Here is a 14,434-nt window from a genome sequence, read left to right as displayed (position 1 = left end):
ACCGGGGTGTCACACCCTTACTCGGTACGGGTCCCCGGACACCACCTCAACTCGACGTACCCGTCGACCCGTAGCCGGGGGCGGGCCGGCGGCGTACCGCCCCACGGGGCGGGTGGGCCTGACCGTACGCGGGCCGGCGCGGTGTCCCTTCCAGAGGCGGCCCTTCGGGAGCCGTCGGGGGTGGGGTGCCCCACGGGTGGAGCGGAGGGTCGGGAACGGTACCGTCGACGCGGCGGGAGCACGGCCCGGTGTACGGACCGGAGCCGCAGGTGAGGGACCGACCCCGGGCAGGGTGACGGTCGGCGGGAAAGCGAGGACCATGGCCAGCTCGCGGCGACCCACACTGACCGACGTGGCGAAGAGGGTCGGGGTCAGCGCCAAGACCGTCTCGCGCGTCCTCAACGAGGACGGGCCGGTCTCCGCCGCGACCCGGGACCGGGTGCGGGAGGCGGTCGCCGAACTCGGCTTCCAGCCCAACCTCATGGCCCGCAACATGCGGGTGGGCGCCCGGGACTCCACGGTCGGCCTGGTGGTGCCGGAGATCGGCAACCCCTTCTTCGGTTCGGTGGCCGGCGGGGTGGAGTCCGCCCTCGGGGACCGGGGGCTGACCCTGCTGCTGGGCTCCTCGGACGAGTCGGTGACCAAGGAACGCGCCCTGGTGGCCGCGTTCCTGGCCCGGCGGGTGTCCGCGTTGATGGTGGTACCGGCGACCGGGGGCGACCACCGGGCGCTGCGCAAGGAACGGGGCAGCGGGCTGCCGGTGGTGTTCGTGGACCGGCCGGGCGCGGGGATCACCGCCGACGCGGTGGTCAGCGCCAACCTGGAGGGCGCCCGGCGAGGCGTGGCCCACCTGATCGCCGGGGGACACCGACGCGTCGCCTTCGTCGGTGACCGCCCCGCGAGTCTCTACACCCGCAAGCAACGGTTCCGGGGCTACCGGCAGGCTCTGGACGAGGCCGGGCTGCCGTTGGACCGCTCCCTGGTGGCCGACGCCCACACCCCGGACGCGGCCGGCCGCGCGGTACGGCGCCTGCTGTCCGGCGGTGATCCGCCGACGGCGGTGTTCACCGCCAACAACTTCGCCTCCCAGGGGGTGATGGAGGCGCTGTCCGAGGACGGGGTACGGGACCGGGTGGCCATGGTCGGCTTCGACGACATGCCGTTGGCCGACCTGGTGCGGCCCGGGCTGACGGTGATCGCCCAGGACCCCCGGCAGGTCGGGGTGGAGGCGGCGCGGATCGCCCTGGCCCGGCTGGACGGTGACCGCGCGGCGGCGGCCACCACCACGGTGCCGGTACGGCTGCTGCCCCGGGGATCGGGCGAACTGCCCGGTCCGGGTCGGTAGTTCGGCCGTTACGGCGTACCGGGGGTGACCCGTGCGGGAGACCCGTACGCGCGGCGGGGCCGCGCACGTCTCGCGGGTACCCACGCGCCCCCTTGCGGCGGCGCCCGGTGGGCGGTTTCCGGCTGCGGCTGGTTTCTTGGTGACCGGGCGCCGTCGTGGCCGTTGTCGTTGCCGTGGCCGCTGTTGTCCGCCGTCGTCGCCCCCTTCGGGAACCTCGCGCCCTCGACGCCGCACCCGCGTCTGGACGTGGCCCGTGGCGGAAAGCCCTGGTCCAGGGGGCGTTCCAGTCGGTGAGACGCTGGGCCGGAGGGCGGCGGGTGTGGTGCACTGAGCGCCATGGAGACCGTCACCGTCACCACCTGGTACCTGGAGCAGACCGATCCCGCCCAGTTGAGGACGGACGAGCCCGCCGAGCGGTCGGCCCCGGCGCCCACCGGGCTGAGGATCGCCCGCGCCGAGGTGCCCTCCCCCGAGTTCAGCCGGTTCCTCTACACCGCCGTCGGGCAGGACGTGACCTGGACCGACCGCCTGGACTGGAGCCGGGAGCGGTGGCGGGAGTTTGTGGAGCGTCCCGGAGTGGAGACCTGGGTCGCCTTCGTACGGGACACCCCGGCCGGTTTCTGCGAGTTGGACGGCTCCCAGCCCGAGGGGACCGTGGAGATCAGCTACTTCGGACTGCTGCCCGCCTTCCGTGGCCGGGGCGTCGGGGGACGGCTGCTGTCGGTGGCCACCGCGCGGGCCTGGGACCTGGCCGAACGGTGGGAGGGCCGGGTGCCGACCCGGCGGGTGTGGGTGCACACCTGCAGCAAGGACGGGCCGCACGCGTTGGACAACTACCGGGCCCGGGGCTTCCGGCTCTACGACACCACCACGGCCGAGGAGTCATGGCGGCCGACACCGGGCCCCTGGCCGGACGCCGATCTCACGGAGCGGTGACCCAGACCACCCCGTCTCACCCAGCGAGCCACTCTCGTCCGCATTCTGGAAGCTCATGGACGCCACGGATCGGCACATGGGATTCTCTGCCTCATGCCTGCCGCTGGAATCGCCTTGGTGAGTCGACGCCACGTCGACCTCGGTCGCCTGTCCAGCTCCTTCTGTCCGGTGAGCTGACACCGCCGCAGCACCGCCCAGCCTCTTAGCAGCCCTCACCGTCGCGGGCCCGCGCCCCCTGTCGTACGCACCCCCTCCAGCCCCCAACGGGCCCTCGTGTCATGCCCGTTGAGGTGCAGGTCAGAGCTGTACCAGCCAGGACGAGCCGCCCATCCCCGTCAGCCCGAAGGACGAACCGCCATGGCCGACACCCCAGCCCCGACCCCTCGCACCCCCGCGCGCCGCAAGGCGGGCCGGCATCGTGGCGAGGGGCAGTGGGCAGCGGGACACCTGACGCCGCTGAACGCCAACGAGCAGACCAAGAAGGACGATGACGGTCTCAATGTGCGGACGCGTATTGAGACGATCTACTCCCAGCGGGGGTTCGACTCCATCGACGGGGCCGACCTCCGGGGGCGGATGCGTTGGTGGGGCCTGTACACCCAGCGCAAGCCCGGCATCAGTGGCGGCAAGACCGGAGTGCTGGAACCGGAGGAGCTGGACGACGAGTACTTCATGCTCCGCGTCCGCGTCGACGGCGGCCAACTCACCACCCAGCAGCTGCGGGTGATCGCCGAGGTCTCCCAGGAGTTCGCCCGGGGCACCGCCGACATCACCGACCGGCAGAACATCCAGTACCACTGGATCCGCATCGAGGACGTACCGGAGATCTGGCGCCGGCTGGAGGGCGTGGGCCTGTCCACCACCGAGGCCTGCGGGGACACCCCCCGGGTGGTGCTGGGCTCCCCGGTCGCCGGCATCGCCGCCGACGAGATCGTCGACGGCACTCCCGCCGTGGAGGAGATCCAGCGGCGGGTGGTCGGCAACAAGGCGTATTCCAACCTGCCGAGGAAGTTCAAGTCGGCGGTCTCCGGTTCGCCCCTGCTGGACGTCGCGCACGAGATCAACGACGTGGCCTTCGTCGGCGTCCACCACCCCGAACTCGGGCCCGGCTTCGACGTGTGGGTGGGCGGCGGACTGTCCACCAACCCCAAGATCGGGGTACGGCTGGGCGCCTGGGTGCCGGTGGAGGAGGTCGCCGACGTCCACGAGGCCGTGGTGTCCATCTTCCGCGACTACGGCTACCGGCGACTGCGGAACCGCGCCCGGCTGAAGTTCCTGGTCGCCGACTGGGGACCGGAGAGGTTCCGGCGGGTGCTGGAGGAGGAGTACCTGCTGCGCCGGCTGCACGACGGCCCCGCGCCCGAGGCCCCCCTTGAACGGTGGCGGGACCACGTCGGCGTACACCCCCAGCGGGACGGCCGCTTCTACGTGGGCTTCGCCCCCCGGGTCGGCCGGGTCGACGGCACCACCCTCGGCAAGATCGCCGACCTCGCCGAACAGCACGGCTCACGCCGGGTCAGGACCACCGTCGAGCAGAAGATGCTCATCCTGGACGTCACCGAGGACCAGGTCACCCCGCTCACCGAGGGCCTGCACGCCCTGGACCTGACCACCACCCCCTCGGTGTTCCGGCGCGGCACCATGGCCTGCACCGGTATCGAGTTCTGCAAGCTGGCCATCGTCGAGACCAAGGCGCGCGGCTCGCACCTGATCGACGAACTGGAGCGCCGGCTCCCGGACTTCGACGAACCGTTGACCATCAACATCAACGGCTGCCCCAACTCCTGCGCCCGCATCCAGGTCGCGGACATCGGGCTCAAGGGCCAGCTGGTCACCGACGACCGGGGCGAACAGGTCGAGGGCTACCAGGTCCACCTGGGCGGCTCGCTCGGACTGGAACCCGGCTTCGGCCGCAAGGTACGCGGACTCAAGGTCACCTCCCGGGAGCTGCCCGACTACATCGAGCGGGTCCTGCGCGCCTACCAGGAGGACCGCGAGGAGGGCGAACGCTTCTCCCAGTGGGCCGCCCGCGCCGACGAGGGGGCCCTCAAGTGACCGCCCACCAGCGCCCGTCGAGCCCCCCGAACCCGTCGAACCCTACGGGGGCCCGCCATGAGTGAACGCGCCGCGCCCTTCTACTGCCCGTACTGCGGCGACGAGGACCTGCGTCCCTCCGAGGCCGCCCCGGCCGCCAAGGGCACCGGAGCGGCCTGGGAGTGCGCCGCCTGCAACCGCGCCTTCCGGCTGGCCTTCCTCGGACTGCTGGCCTCGGGGCTGACTCCGACCCCGGGAGCGACCCCGGGAGCGGCGCCGGAGGAGGAACGATGACCACCACCGTGCGACGGGACGCCCGGACCCTGCGCGCCCTCGCCGAGGAGGCCGGCCGGGAGCTGGAGGACGCCCCGGCGCTGGACGTCCTGCGCTGGGCGGCCGACACCTTCGGGTCCCGCTTCTGCGTCACCTCCTCCATGGAGGACGCGGTGGTCGCCCACCTGGCCTCGCGGGTGTTCCCCGGGGTGCCGGTGGTGTTCCTGGACACCGGCTACCACTTCCCCGAGACCCTGGGCACCCGGGACGCGGTCGAGGCGGTCATGGACGTCACCGTGGTCACCCTGCGGCCCGAACTGACCGTGGCCGAGCAGGACGCCCGCCACGGCCCCCGCCTGCACGACCGGGACCCCGACCTGTGCTGCGCGCTGCGCAAGGTGCGGCCCCTGGAACAGGGCCTGGCCGGGTACGACGCCTGGGCCACCGGGCTGCGGCGGGACGAGTCCCCCACCCGTGCCGGTACCCCGGTGGTGGGCTGGGACGAGCGCCGGGGCAAGGTCAAGGTGTCCCCGATCGCCCGCTGGACCCAGGCGGACGTGGACGCCTACGTGGCCGAGCACCAGGTGCTCACCAACCCGCTGCTGGAGGACGGTTACGCCTCCGTGGGCTGTGCCCCCTGCACCCGTCGGGTGCGGGCCGGGGAGGACGCCCGCGCCGGACGGTGGGCCGGTACCGGCAAGACCGAGTGCGGACTGCACGGCTGATGACCGATCACGACCGAACGACCCACCGGGAGCGGGAGATGGAGCAGGGAGCCACCGTGTGGCTGACCGGGTTGCCCAGCGCCGGGAAGACCACCCTGGCCAGGGAGTTGGCCTCACGACTGACCGCACGCGGACGGCGCGTGGAGGTGCTGGACGGGGACGAGGTACGCGAGTTCCTCTCCGCCGGACTGGGGTTCAGCCGGGAGGACCGGCACACCAACGTCCGCCGCGTCGGCTTCGTGTCCCGGCTGCTGGCCTCCCACGGGGTGGTCACCCTGGTGCCGGTGATCGCCCCCTACGCCGACTCCCGGGAGGCGGTGCGCAAGCACCACCAGGCCGGCGGGGTCGGCTACCTGGAGGTGCACGTGGCCACCCCGGTCGAGGTCTGCGCCGCCCGGGACGTCAAGGGGCTGTACGCGCGGCAGGCGGCCGGGGAGTTGAGCGGGCTGACCGGGGTGGACGACCCGTACGAGCCGCCCGCCCACCCGGATCTGAGGATCGAGACCCACACCCAGAGCGTGTCGGAGTCCGCCGCCGCGCTGGAGTCACTGCTCGTCGAGAGGGGACTGGCATGACCACGGCCGCCGAACGCAGGGACCCCGGCCCAGCGGTGCCGGAGAGCCCGTACGCGCTGTCGCACCTGGACGCCCTGGAGTCGGAGGCGGTGCACGTCTTCCGTGAGGTCGCCGGCGAGTTCGAACGTCCGGTGATCCTCTTCTCCGGGGGCAAGGACTCCATCGTGATGCTGCACCTGGCGCTCAAGGCCTTCCGCCCGGCGCCGGTGCCCTTCGCGCTGCTGCACGTGGACACCGGCCACAACTTCCCCGAGGTGATCGACTACCGGGACCGTACGGTGGCCCGCCACGGGCTGCGGCTGCACGTGGCCTCGGTACAGGAGTACATCGACGACGGGCGGCTGCGCGAACGCCCCGACGGCACCCGCAACCCGCTCCAGACGGTGCCGCTGCTGGAGGCCATCGAGGGCAACCGTTTCGACGCGGTGTTCGGCGGCGGGCGGCGGGACGAGGAGAAGGCCCGGGCGAAGGAGCGGGTGTTCTCCCTGCGTGACGAGTTCGGCGGCTGGGACCCCCGCAGGCAGCGACCGGAGCTGTGGCAGCTGTACAACGGGCGCCACTCCCCCGGCGAACACGTGCGGGTCTTCCCGCTGTCCAACTGGACCGAACTGGACGTGTGGCAGTACATCGCCCGCGAGGGCGTCGAACTGCCCGCCATCTACTACGCCCACCACCGCGAGGTCTTCTCCCGGGACGGCATGTGGCTGGCCCCCGGTGACTGGGGCGGCCCCCGCCGGGACGAGCCGGTACACCGCCGCCTGGTGCGCTACCGCACGGTCGGCGACATGTCCTGCACCGGGGCGGTGGACTCCGACGCCACCACCATCGACCAGGTCATCGCCGAGATCGCCGCCTCCCGGCTCACCGAGCGCGGAGCCACCCGGGCCGACGACAAGCTGTCCGAGGCCGCCATGGAGGACCGCAAGAGGGAGGGGTACTTCTGATGGGCACCCCCGCGTCCGGTACGCCCGCCTCGGGCGCCCTCGGCACCGACCCGCTGGCGCTGTCCGCCACCTCTCTGCTGCGCTTCGCCACCGCCGGATCGGTGGACGACGGCAAGTCGACCCTGGTGGGCCGGCTGCTGCACGACTCCAAGTCGGTGCTGGCCGACCAGTTGGAGGCCGTCGAGCACGCGTCCCGTTCCCGGGGTCAACAAGCCCCGGACCTGGCCCTGTTGACCGACGGACTGCGTGCCGAGCGGGAGCAGGGCATCACCATCGACGTGGCCTACCGCTACTTCGCCACCCCGCGTCGCCGTTTCATCCTGGCCGACACCCCCGGCCACGTGCAGTACACCCGCAACATGGTGACCGGGGCCTCCACCGCCGAACTGGCCGTGGTGCTGGTGGACGCCCGCAACGGGGTGGTCGAGCAGACCCGGCGGCACGCGGCGGTGGCCGCGCTGCTGCGGGTGCCGCACGTGGTGCTGGCGGTCAACAAGATGGACCTGGTGGACTACCACGAGGAGGTGTTCGCCGCCATCGCCGAGGAGTTCACCGCCTACGCGACCTCCCTGGGCGTACCAGAGGTCACCACCATCCCCATCTCCGCCCTGGTCGGCGACAACGTGGTGACCGCCTCGGCCCACATGGACTGGTACGGCGGCCCGACCGTGCTGGAACACCTGGAGACCGTCCCGGTCACCCTGGACCCCGCCCGGGATCCGGCCCGGTTCCCCGTGCAGTACGTCATCCGTCCCCAGACCGCCGAGCACCCCGACTACCGGGGGTACGCCGGCCAGGTCGCCTCCGGGGTGCTGCGGGTCGGACAGCGGGTCACCGTCCACCCCTCGGGCCTCGGCTCCACCATCGAGGCCATCGACCGGCTCGGCGAGCCGGTCGACGTGGCCTGGGCCCCGCAGTCGGTGACCGTACGGCTGGCGGACGACCTGGACGTCTCCCGGGGCGACCTGATCGCCCCCGCCGACGCCGAGCTGACGTCCAGCCAGGACCTGACGGCCACCGTCTGCCACCTGCACGACACCCCGCTGACCCCCGGTGCCCGGGTACTGCTCAAGCACGCCACCCGCACCGTGAAGGCCATCGTCCGGGGCATCCCCTCCCGGCTGACCCTGGGCGACCTCTCCCAGCACCCCGAGCCGGGGCGGCTGGAGGCCAACGACATCGGCCGGGTGGTGATCCGTACCTCCGAGCCCCTGCCGGTGGACGACTACGCCCGCTCCCGACGTACCGGCTCCTTCCTGCTGATCGACCCGGTGGACGGCACCACCCTGACCGCCGGGATGGCCGGTGAGGCCTTCGACCGCCCCGACCAGGACGCCAAGTCCCCCACCGACGACGACGGGTGGGACTTCTGACCATGCGACCCACCGTGGTGGCCTACGCCACCTTCGACCAGCGCGGCGGCCGTATCGGCTCCGGCGCGCGCGGCAGTGGCCAGGGAGGTGTCGACCGATGCCGGCGTTGATCCCGCCCACCGCCGTGGCACCGCCCCGGCGCTCCCCCGCCCACCAGCCGTAGCCCCGAACGTCCGGGGCGCCACACCGTCGAAAAGGAACCGCCTCCGTGTTCACCGCCCCCGTCAGACGTTCCCGCGTGACCGCTACCGCCCTGGCCGTACTGCCCCTGCTGCTCGCCGTCGGCTGCGGCTACGGCTCCCAGGCCGAGGAGTCCTCCGGTGAGGACACCAAGGCCGAGGGTGAGAAGCTGTCCGCCGCCAAGGTCAACATCGGCTACTTCGCCAACACCACCCACGCCTCCGCCCTGGTCGGCAAGGAGAAGGGCTTCTTCCAGAAGGAGCTGAAGGGCACCCAGGCCGACTACAAGGTGTTCAACGCCGGCCCCTCGGAGATCGAGGCGCTCAACGCGGGCGCCATCGACATCGGCTGGATCGGCCCCTCCCCAGCCATCAACGGCTGGTCCCAGTCCAAGGGCAAGGGGCTGAAAATCATCTCCGGCTCCGCCTCCGGGGGCGTGGCCCTGGTAGTCAACCCCAAGAAGATCAAGAGCCTGGACGACCTGAAGGGCAAGCGGATCGCCACCCCGCAACTGGGCAACACCCAGGACGTGGCCCTGCTCAACTACCTCGCCGACAAGGGCTTCAAGGTCGACGCCAAGACCGGCAAGGGCGACGTGACCGTACAGCGCACCGAGAACAAGGTGACCCCGCTCGCCTTCGAACAGGGCGAGATCGACGGCGCCTGGGTGCCCGAGCCCACCGCCTCCAAGCTGGTGGACGTCGGGGGCAAGCGGCTGTTGGACGAACGCAAGCTGTGGAAGGACGGCAAGTTCGTCATCACCAACGTGATCGTCTCCCAGAAGTTCCTGCGCCAGCACCCGGACGTGGTCCAGGCCGTGCTACGCGGCTCGGTGAAGGCCAACGACTGGATCGGCGGGAACCCCGCCGACGCCGCCACCACCATCAACGCGGCGCTGAAGAAGGACACCGGCGAGGCCCTGCCCGACAAGATCATCAAGCCGGCGGTGAAGGAGGTGGACGTCACCGACGACCCACTGGCCTCCACCCTCCGCGAGGAGGCCGAACACGCCGTCACCGCCGGCCTGTTGAAGAAGCCCGACCTGGACGGCATCTACGACCTGCGCCCCCTCAACAAGGTGCTCAGGGCGGAGGGCAAGAAGCCCGTGGACGCCGCCGGACTGGGCCAGCAGTGATCCCGTGCCGACCCCGACCACACCGGAGGTGACCCCGATGGCCTCGACACTCGTCAAGCCCACGACCGAGGAACCCACCGTGGCCCACGCGGCACGGCTGCAGAAGGTGTCCAAGTCCTTCGGCCGGCCGGGCTCCGCCCAGTCGGTACTGGAGGACATCACCCTCGACGTCCGGCCGGGTGAGTTCGTGTGCCTGCTGGGCGCCTCCGGCTGCGGCAAGTCGACCCTGCTCAACCTGGTGGCCGGCCTCGACCGGCCCACCAGGGGCAGTATCGACACCCCCCACGGCCGGCCGGCGCTGATGTTCCAGGAGCACGCGCTGTTCCCCTGGCTGACCGCCGGCCGCAACATCGAGCTGGCCCTCAGGCTGCGCGGACTGCCCAAGTCCGAGCGGCGTACCGAGTCCGAACGGCTGCTGGAACTCGTACGGCTGAAGGGGGCGCACCGCAAGCGGGTGCACGAGCTGTCCGGGGGGATGCGGCAACGGGTGGCGCTGGCCCGGGCGTTGGCGCAGAACAGCCCGCTGCTGCTGATGGACGAACCGTTCGCGGCCCTGGACGCCATCACCCGGGACGTGCTGCACGACGAACTCACCCGGGTGTGGGAGGAGACCGGACTGTCGGTGCTGTTCGTCACCCACAACGTCCGGGAGGCGGTACGACTCGCCCAGCGGGTCGTCCTGCTCTCCTCCCGGCCGGGCCGGATCGCCCGGGAGTGGGAGGTCGACATCCCCCAGCCCCGCCGTATCGAGGACGCGGCGGTCGCCGACCTGTCCGTGGAGATCACCGAACAACTCCGGGGGGAGATCCGCCGCCATGGCCAGCACTGACACCACCTCCCGGCCGGACACCCCCGACCGTCCGAAGGGCGACAGCGGCGACCAACTCGCCGGCCTGGAGGCCGGGTTGGACGCCCTGGAGTCCCGGACCACCGACCGCCCGCCGTTGGGCCGGGTACTGCTGGACAAGGCGGTGCCCCCACTGGTGGCCGTGCTCCTGGTGCTGGCCCTGTGGCAGCTCGCCTACGTCCTGGAGGTCAAGCCCCACCACCTGCTGCCCGGCCCCGCCGACGTCGCCGCCTCCCTGCGGGAGAAGTGGCTGGACGGCACCCTGCTGGGCTATGTGTGGACCAGCCTGTCCCGGGGGGCGCTCGGCTTCGCCGTCTCGGTGGTGATCGGCGCCCCGCTGGGGCTGCTGGTGGCCCGGGTGCGCTGGGTCCGGGCGGCCATCGGGCCCATCCTGTCCGGGCTCCAGTCGCTGCCCTCGGTGGCCTGGGTACCGGCGGCGATCATCTGGTTCGGGCTCAGCGAGGCCACCATCTACGCGGTGGTGCTGCTGGGCGCCGTACCGTCCATCGCCAACGGGCTGATCGCCGGGGTGGACCAGATCTCGCCGCTGTACCTGAGGGCCGGCCGCACCCTGGGCGCCACCGGCTGGGCCGGGATACGGCACGTACTGCTGCCGGCCGCCCTCCCGGGCTTCCTGGCCGGGCTGAAACAGGGCTGGGCGTTCTCCTGGCGTTCCCTGATGGCCGCCGAACTGATCGTCAACGTCGCCTCGCTGGGCACCGGCCTGGGCCAACTGCTGGAGCAGAGCCGGGAGTTGCAGGACATGTCCTCGGTGCTGGCGAGCATCCTGCTGATCCTGTTCGTCGGGATCTTCGTCGAGCTGCTGTTGTTCGCACCCGTCGAGCGCCGCGTCCTGCGTGGTCGCGGCCTGCTGGTCAGCCGCTGAGAGCCGGTACCCATGAACCGACCCACCCTGCTGCTGATCGCCCACGGCAGCCGCGACCCCCGACACGCCGCCACCGCCTGGTCGCTGCGTGAACAGCTCCGGGCCCGACCCGACGCGCCCCGCGTGGAGTTGGGCTTCCTGGAGTTCAACGCCCCCTCGGTGCCCGGGCTGCTGGAGCGGCTCTGGCACGAGGGGGAACGGGAGGTGGTCGCCCTGCCGTGGCTGCTCACCCACGCCTACCACTCCAAGACCGACATCCCCGGGGTGCTGCGCCAGTCCTGTGCCCGGCTCCCCGGACTCACGGTCACCCGGGCCGGCGTGCTGGGCCCGCACCCGCTGCTGGTCTCGGCCCTGGAACGGCGGCTGGGCGAGGCCGGCCACGGTCACGACCGGTCCGGTACCGGGGTGGTGCTGGCCGCCGCCGGCACCAGCGACCCCCGGGCCGCCGCCGTGATCGGTGAGGTGGCCGAGGACTGGGCCCGCTCCGGTGGCTGGTACGCGGTACGGCCGGCCTTCGCCACCGGCTCCCCGCCCTACGGCGCCCCGGAGGAGGCGGTGACCGCCCTGCGGGCCCGGGGCGCCTCCCGGGTGGTGGTCGCCCCGTACGTCCTGGCCCCGGGCCGGTTGCCGGACCGCATCGTGGCCTCGGCACGGCGGGCCGGCGCGGACGGGGTGGCCGAAGTGCTGGGCGCCGGCCCGGAGTTGGTGGACCTGACCCTGCACCGCTACACCGCAGCCCGAGCCAGCCGGCGGGTCGGGACGGCGGCCTCCGCCTGAGCCCCGAGGCACCAGGGGTCCCGCCCCGGCGCCTCGAACACGCGGGACCGAGCGCACGGGGGCACCCCGACACGACCGTCCACTGAACCCACATCCCACCCCCGGCCTTGCCCCGGCACAACCGGCCGGCGCGGACCGGATGCCCGACGCCCTCGGCGCCGCACCGGAGTTGGTACGTCTCGCCCAACACTGCTACACCGCCGCCCAAGCCAGCCGGCGGGTCGGGACGGCGGCCTCCGCCTGAGCCCCGAGGCACCAGGGGTCCCGCCCCGGCGCCTCGAACACGCGGGACCGAGCGCACGGGGCCGCCCTGACACGGCTGTCCACTGAACCCACCGCCCACCCCTGGCCCTTCCCCTCGCCCCTCCCACCACGGGCGCCCCTCCCACCACGGGCGAACCCCGGTCGGTCGAAGAGGGCCGCATGGCCGGGTGGTCGGAGCAACGCCGGGCGCGCGCCCCGCATGGAGGCAACCTCTCGGCCCCCGATGCTGGACAGGGTCACCGGCTCGCCCCGTACGCGGTCACCGCGCACCAGTCCCGTTGGCCCCGGTCGCGGCCCTCCACGGGTGCGGCCCGGTGGTGGGCCCGAGCCCGTCGTAAGGGGCCTGGTGGCGAGGGCGCCACCACCGGGGAGAGGCCCGAACAGGGCGGGTACGCCCAGGCGGCTCGCTCCCCGGCCGGGGTCGAGCCGGCAACTGGGGCTGCGTGACGCCCTGGTGAGTCCCCCCCCACGCGGGACCACGCGACACCCACCCCGACAGCGGTCGGCGACCGCGCCGAACCGGAGCCCGGCCCTCAGGCCGGGTGGTGGGCGCGATGCCCGACCACCCGGCCGAGTGGTGGCGTCAGCCGGCCAGTACCTCGCCGAAGCGGGACACACCGGCACCGGGGCGCAGAGCCACCGAGCCCTCGGAGCGTGGGCCCTCGGCGCCACCCGGCAGCACCCAGACACCGCCGGTGTCCTCGTTCTCCCCCGGGGCCCCGACCAGCAGTTCGGGCGCGCCGTCCTGGTTCAGGTCACGCAGTTCCACCGCCGCGCCGAACACGTCCTCGGCCTCGGCGTTCCCGGGCACCGGGTGGGTGTCCTGGTGGAAGAAGGTGGACCGGGCCCTGCCGGAGGAGTCCAGCAACCCGTTCCCGCCTCCGTACAACACGAAGACCTGGCCGGCCTCCCGTTGGCTGCCGACGGCCTTGCCGGGGCTTCCCACGGCCAGTTCGGCCCTGCCGTCACCGTCGGTGTCGCGGGCGGCGAGGGAGGCGCCGAAGGCGTCGTCCCGCGTCGCCCCACCGGGCAGGCCGGGGGTGTCCTGGTCCACGGTCTGGGTCCGGTCGCCCAGCTCGTCCCTGGAGCCGAACAGCAGGTGCACCCGGCCGCCCAGCGACTCGCCCTCTCCGCAACGGCCCGGCTCCTCGGTCACCCGGCATCCGCCCACCGCCAGGTCGTCCAGTCCGTCGCCGTCGAAGTCCCCGGCCGCCACCGAGCTGCCGTGGTTGGCCATGCCCCAGAGGTGTTCGGGCTTGCCCTTGACCCAGTCGTAGACCCCGGTGCTGGGGACGTCCATGGCCCCGGCGGTGGCGGCCAGTTCCGGGGTGCCGTCGCCGTTGAAGTCCCCGGCGGCGAGCCGCGCCACCTCTCCGCCCATCGACAGTCGGGCGATCTTCCTCGCCGGCTGCGGCTTCCCCCCGGGCTTCAACGGGCCGGAGACGTAGGCCAGTCCACCGGACTCCTCGGTGTGGGAGTCGAAGGCCACGTCCACCGCGCCGTCGCCGTCGAAGTCGCGGGCGATCACCGCGCCACCCAGGTGCCCGTACGGTGCGACGTCCTTGGTGACGGTGGTCGCCCCGTCCAGTCCGCCGTCTCCGCCCCACACGACGGTGACGATGCCCCGTCCCTCGGCACCGTGTTCCTCGCCGGGGCTGCCCACGACCAGGTCGGTGTAGCCGTCGCCGTTGACGTCGGCGGTGTCCACCGAGGCGCCGAACCGGTCACCCTTCTCGGCGGTGCCGGGCACTCCGGCACGGCCCTGTCGTACGGCCTCCCGCTGTCCGTTGCCGGGGCCGTCCGGGCCGCCCCAGTGGACGGTGACCTGGCCGGCCTCCTTCGCTCCCGCGACGGTGGTCTCCGGTGCTCCGACGGCCAGGTCGCCGTATCCGTCGCCGTTGAAGTCGGGTGCGTCGGCCGTGGGCGCCTTCCGGCCGTCGTCGGCCGAGGCGACGGTCACCACACCGGTGGTGGCCCCGCTCACGACCACCAGGGTGGCGGCGCCCCACAGGGTCCATCGGCGGGGTCGTCGTCGGCTGTGCTGGGGTGCTGTACCTGCCAAGGGGGATCTGCTCCTCGTGCCTCGGGTGCGCGGGGGTAAGCGGCCCCGGACGGGGCCGTCTCCGGTGTCCGCGCGCTC

General features: G+C 72.8%; 14 protein-coding genes. 13 read left to right on the top strand and 1 reads right to left on the bottom strand.

Translation table 11 applies throughout. From position 1 onward, the window contains the following. Positions 1-319: 319 nt before the first annotated feature. The 13 genes from ABZT14_RS20700 (at position 320) to ABZT14_RS20640 (ending at position 12,030) form a co-directional block, all read left to right on the top strand. Positions 320-1,345, top strand: a complete 1,026-nt coding sequence (locus ABZT14_RS20700; protein ID WP_356304869.1) for a LacI family DNA-binding transcriptional regulator — start codon at positions 320-322, stop codon at positions 1,343-1,345. Positions 1,346-1,681: 336 nt separating this feature from the next. Beyond that, a complete protein-coding gene (locus ABZT14_RS20695) occupies positions 1,682-2,281 on the top strand; it encodes a GNAT family N-acetyltransferase (RefSeq protein ID WP_356304867.1) in 600 nt (199 codons plus the stop codon). 93 nt (positions 2,282-2,374) lie between these two features. Next, complete coding sequence (locus ABZT14_RS20690) at positions 2,375-2,458, top strand: putative leader peptide (RefSeq protein WP_356305165.1); 84 nt, start codon at positions 2,375-2,377, stop codon at positions 2,456-2,458. Positions 2,459-2,638: 180 nt separating this feature from the next. After that, entirely contained in the window at positions 2,639-4,336 is a 1,698-nt protein-coding gene (locus ABZT14_RS20685) for a nitrite/sulfite reductase (protein ID WP_356304865.1), read from the top strand. 57 nt (positions 4,337-4,393) lie between these two features. Then, positions 4,394-4,609 (top strand): hypothetical protein, encoded by a 216-nt coding sequence (locus tag ABZT14_RS20680; RefSeq protein WP_356304863.1) that lies wholly within the window; start codon positions 4,394-4,396, stop codon positions 4,607-4,609. Next, on the top strand, positions 4,606-5,313 hold the full coding sequence (locus tag ABZT14_RS20675) for a phosphoadenylyl-sulfate reductase (protein ID WP_356304861.1): 708 nt from the start codon (positions 4,606-4,608) through the stop codon (positions 5,311-5,313). Before ABZT14_RS20680 ends, ABZT14_RS20675 begins: the two co-directional genes overlap by 4 nt. Further along, positions 5,313-5,888 (top strand): adenylyl-sulfate kinase, encoded by a 576-nt coding sequence (gene cysC / locus ABZT14_RS20670; RefSeq protein ID WP_356304859.1) that lies wholly within the window; start codon positions 5,313-5,315, stop codon positions 5,886-5,888. Before ABZT14_RS20675 ends, cysC begins: the two co-directional genes overlap by 1 nt. Beyond that, a complete protein-coding gene (cysD, locus tag ABZT14_RS20665) occupies positions 5,885-6,832 on the top strand; it encodes a sulfate adenylyltransferase subunit CysD (RefSeq protein ID WP_356304857.1) in 948 nt (315 codons plus the stop codon). The genes cysC and cysD overlap by 4 nt, the downstream gene beginning before the upstream one ends. Then, positions 6,832-8,205 carry a GTP-binding protein gene (locus ABZT14_RS20660; RefSeq protein WP_356304855.1) on the top strand — a complete coding sequence of 458 codons (1,374 nt, stop codon included), beginning with the start codon at positions 6,832-6,834 and terminating at the stop codon, positions 8,203-8,205. Before cysD ends, ABZT14_RS20660 begins: the two co-directional genes overlap by 1 nt. A gap of 238 nt (positions 8,206-8,443) precedes the next feature. Then, positions 8,444-9,520, top strand: coding sequence for an aliphatic sulfonate ABC transporter substrate-binding protein (locus ABZT14_RS20655; protein ID WP_356304853.1), 1,077 nt, complete (start codon positions 8,444-8,446; stop codon positions 9,518-9,520). 37 nt (positions 9,521-9,557) lie between these two features. Next, a complete protein-coding gene (locus tag ABZT14_RS20650; RefSeq protein ID WP_356304851.1) occupies positions 9,558-10,349 on the top strand; it encodes an ABC transporter ATP-binding protein in 792 nt (263 codons plus the stop codon). Next, positions 10,336-11,253, top strand: coding sequence for an ABC transporter permease (locus tag ABZT14_RS20645; RefSeq protein ID WP_356304849.1), 918 nt, complete (start codon positions 10,336-10,338; stop codon positions 11,251-11,253). Before ABZT14_RS20650 ends, ABZT14_RS20645 begins: the two co-directional genes overlap by 14 nt. A gap of 12 nt (positions 11,254-11,265) precedes the next feature. Beyond that, positions 11,266-12,030, top strand: a complete 765-nt coding sequence (locus ABZT14_RS20640) for a sirohydrochlorin chelatase (RefSeq protein WP_356304847.1) — start codon at positions 11,266-11,268, stop codon at positions 12,028-12,030. A gap of 847 nt (positions 12,031-12,877) precedes the next feature. On the opposite strand, the gene ABZT14_RS20635 is transcribed toward ABZT14_RS20640, so the two are convergent. Further along, positions 12,878-14,356: an FG-GAP repeat protein gene (locus tag ABZT14_RS20635; RefSeq protein WP_356304845.1), complete on the bottom strand. Its 1,479-nt coding sequence runs from the start codon at positions 14,354-14,356 to the stop codon at positions 12,878-12,880. Between the last annotated feature and the right edge of the window lie 78 nt (positions 14,357-14,434).

Origin of the sequence: Streptomyces sp. NPDC005438 (assembly GCF_040606315.1) — a bacterium.
In the GTDB taxonomy this organism is placed as follows: domain Bacteria; phylum Actinomycetota; class Actinomycetes; order Streptomycetales; family Streptomycetaceae; genus Streptomyces.
The sequence above is the reverse complement of the archived record's forward strand: the minus strand, read 5'-3'. Positions and strand labels throughout refer to the sequence as shown.

Bases quoted from the DNA above. Each gene is read 5' to 3' on its own strand.
- ABZT14_RS20680 (WP_356304863.1), top strand. From the start codon at position 4,394: ATGAGTGAACGCGCCGCGCCCTTCTACTGCCCGTACTGCGGCGACGAG.
- ABZT14_RS20675 (WP_356304861.1), top strand. From the start codon at position 4,606: ATGACCACCACCGTGCGACGGGACGCCCGGACCCTGCGCGCCCTCGCC.
- ABZT14_RS20650 (WP_356304851.1), top strand. From the start codon at position 9,558: ATGGCCTCGACACTCGTCAAGCCCACGACCGAGGAACCCACCGTGGCC.
- ABZT14_RS20660 (WP_356304855.1), top strand. From the start codon at position 6,832: ATGGGCACCCCCGCGTCCGGTACGCCCGCCTCGGGCGCCCTCGGCACC.
- ABZT14_RS20645 (WP_356304849.1), top strand. From the start codon at position 10,336: ATGGCCAGCACTGACACCACCTCCCGGCCGGACACCCCCGACCGTCCG.
- cysC (WP_356304859.1), top strand. From the start codon at position 5,313: ATGACCGATCACGACCGAACGACCCACCGGGAGCGGGAGATGGAGCAG.
- ABZT14_RS20685 (WP_356304865.1), top strand. From the start codon at position 2,639: ATGGCCGACACCCCAGCCCCGACCCCTCGCACCCCCGCGCGCCGCAAG.
- ABZT14_RS20700 (WP_356304869.1), top strand. From the start codon at position 320: ATGGCCAGCTCGCGGCGACCCACACTGACCGACGTGGCGAAGAGGGTC.
- ABZT14_RS20690 (WP_356305165.1), top strand. From the start codon at position 2,375: ATGCCTGCCGCTGGAATCGCCTTGGTGAGTCGACGCCACGTCGACCTC.
- ABZT14_RS20695 (WP_356304867.1), top strand. From the start codon at position 1,682: ATGGAGACCGTCACCGTCACCACCTGGTACCTGGAGCAGACCGATCCC.
- cysD (WP_356304857.1), top strand. From the start codon at position 5,885: ATGACCACGGCCGCCGAACGCAGGGACCCCGGCCCAGCGGTGCCGGAG.
- ABZT14_RS20640 (WP_356304847.1), top strand. From the start codon at position 11,266: ATGAACCGACCCACCCTGCTGCTGATCGCCCACGGCAGCCGCGACCCC.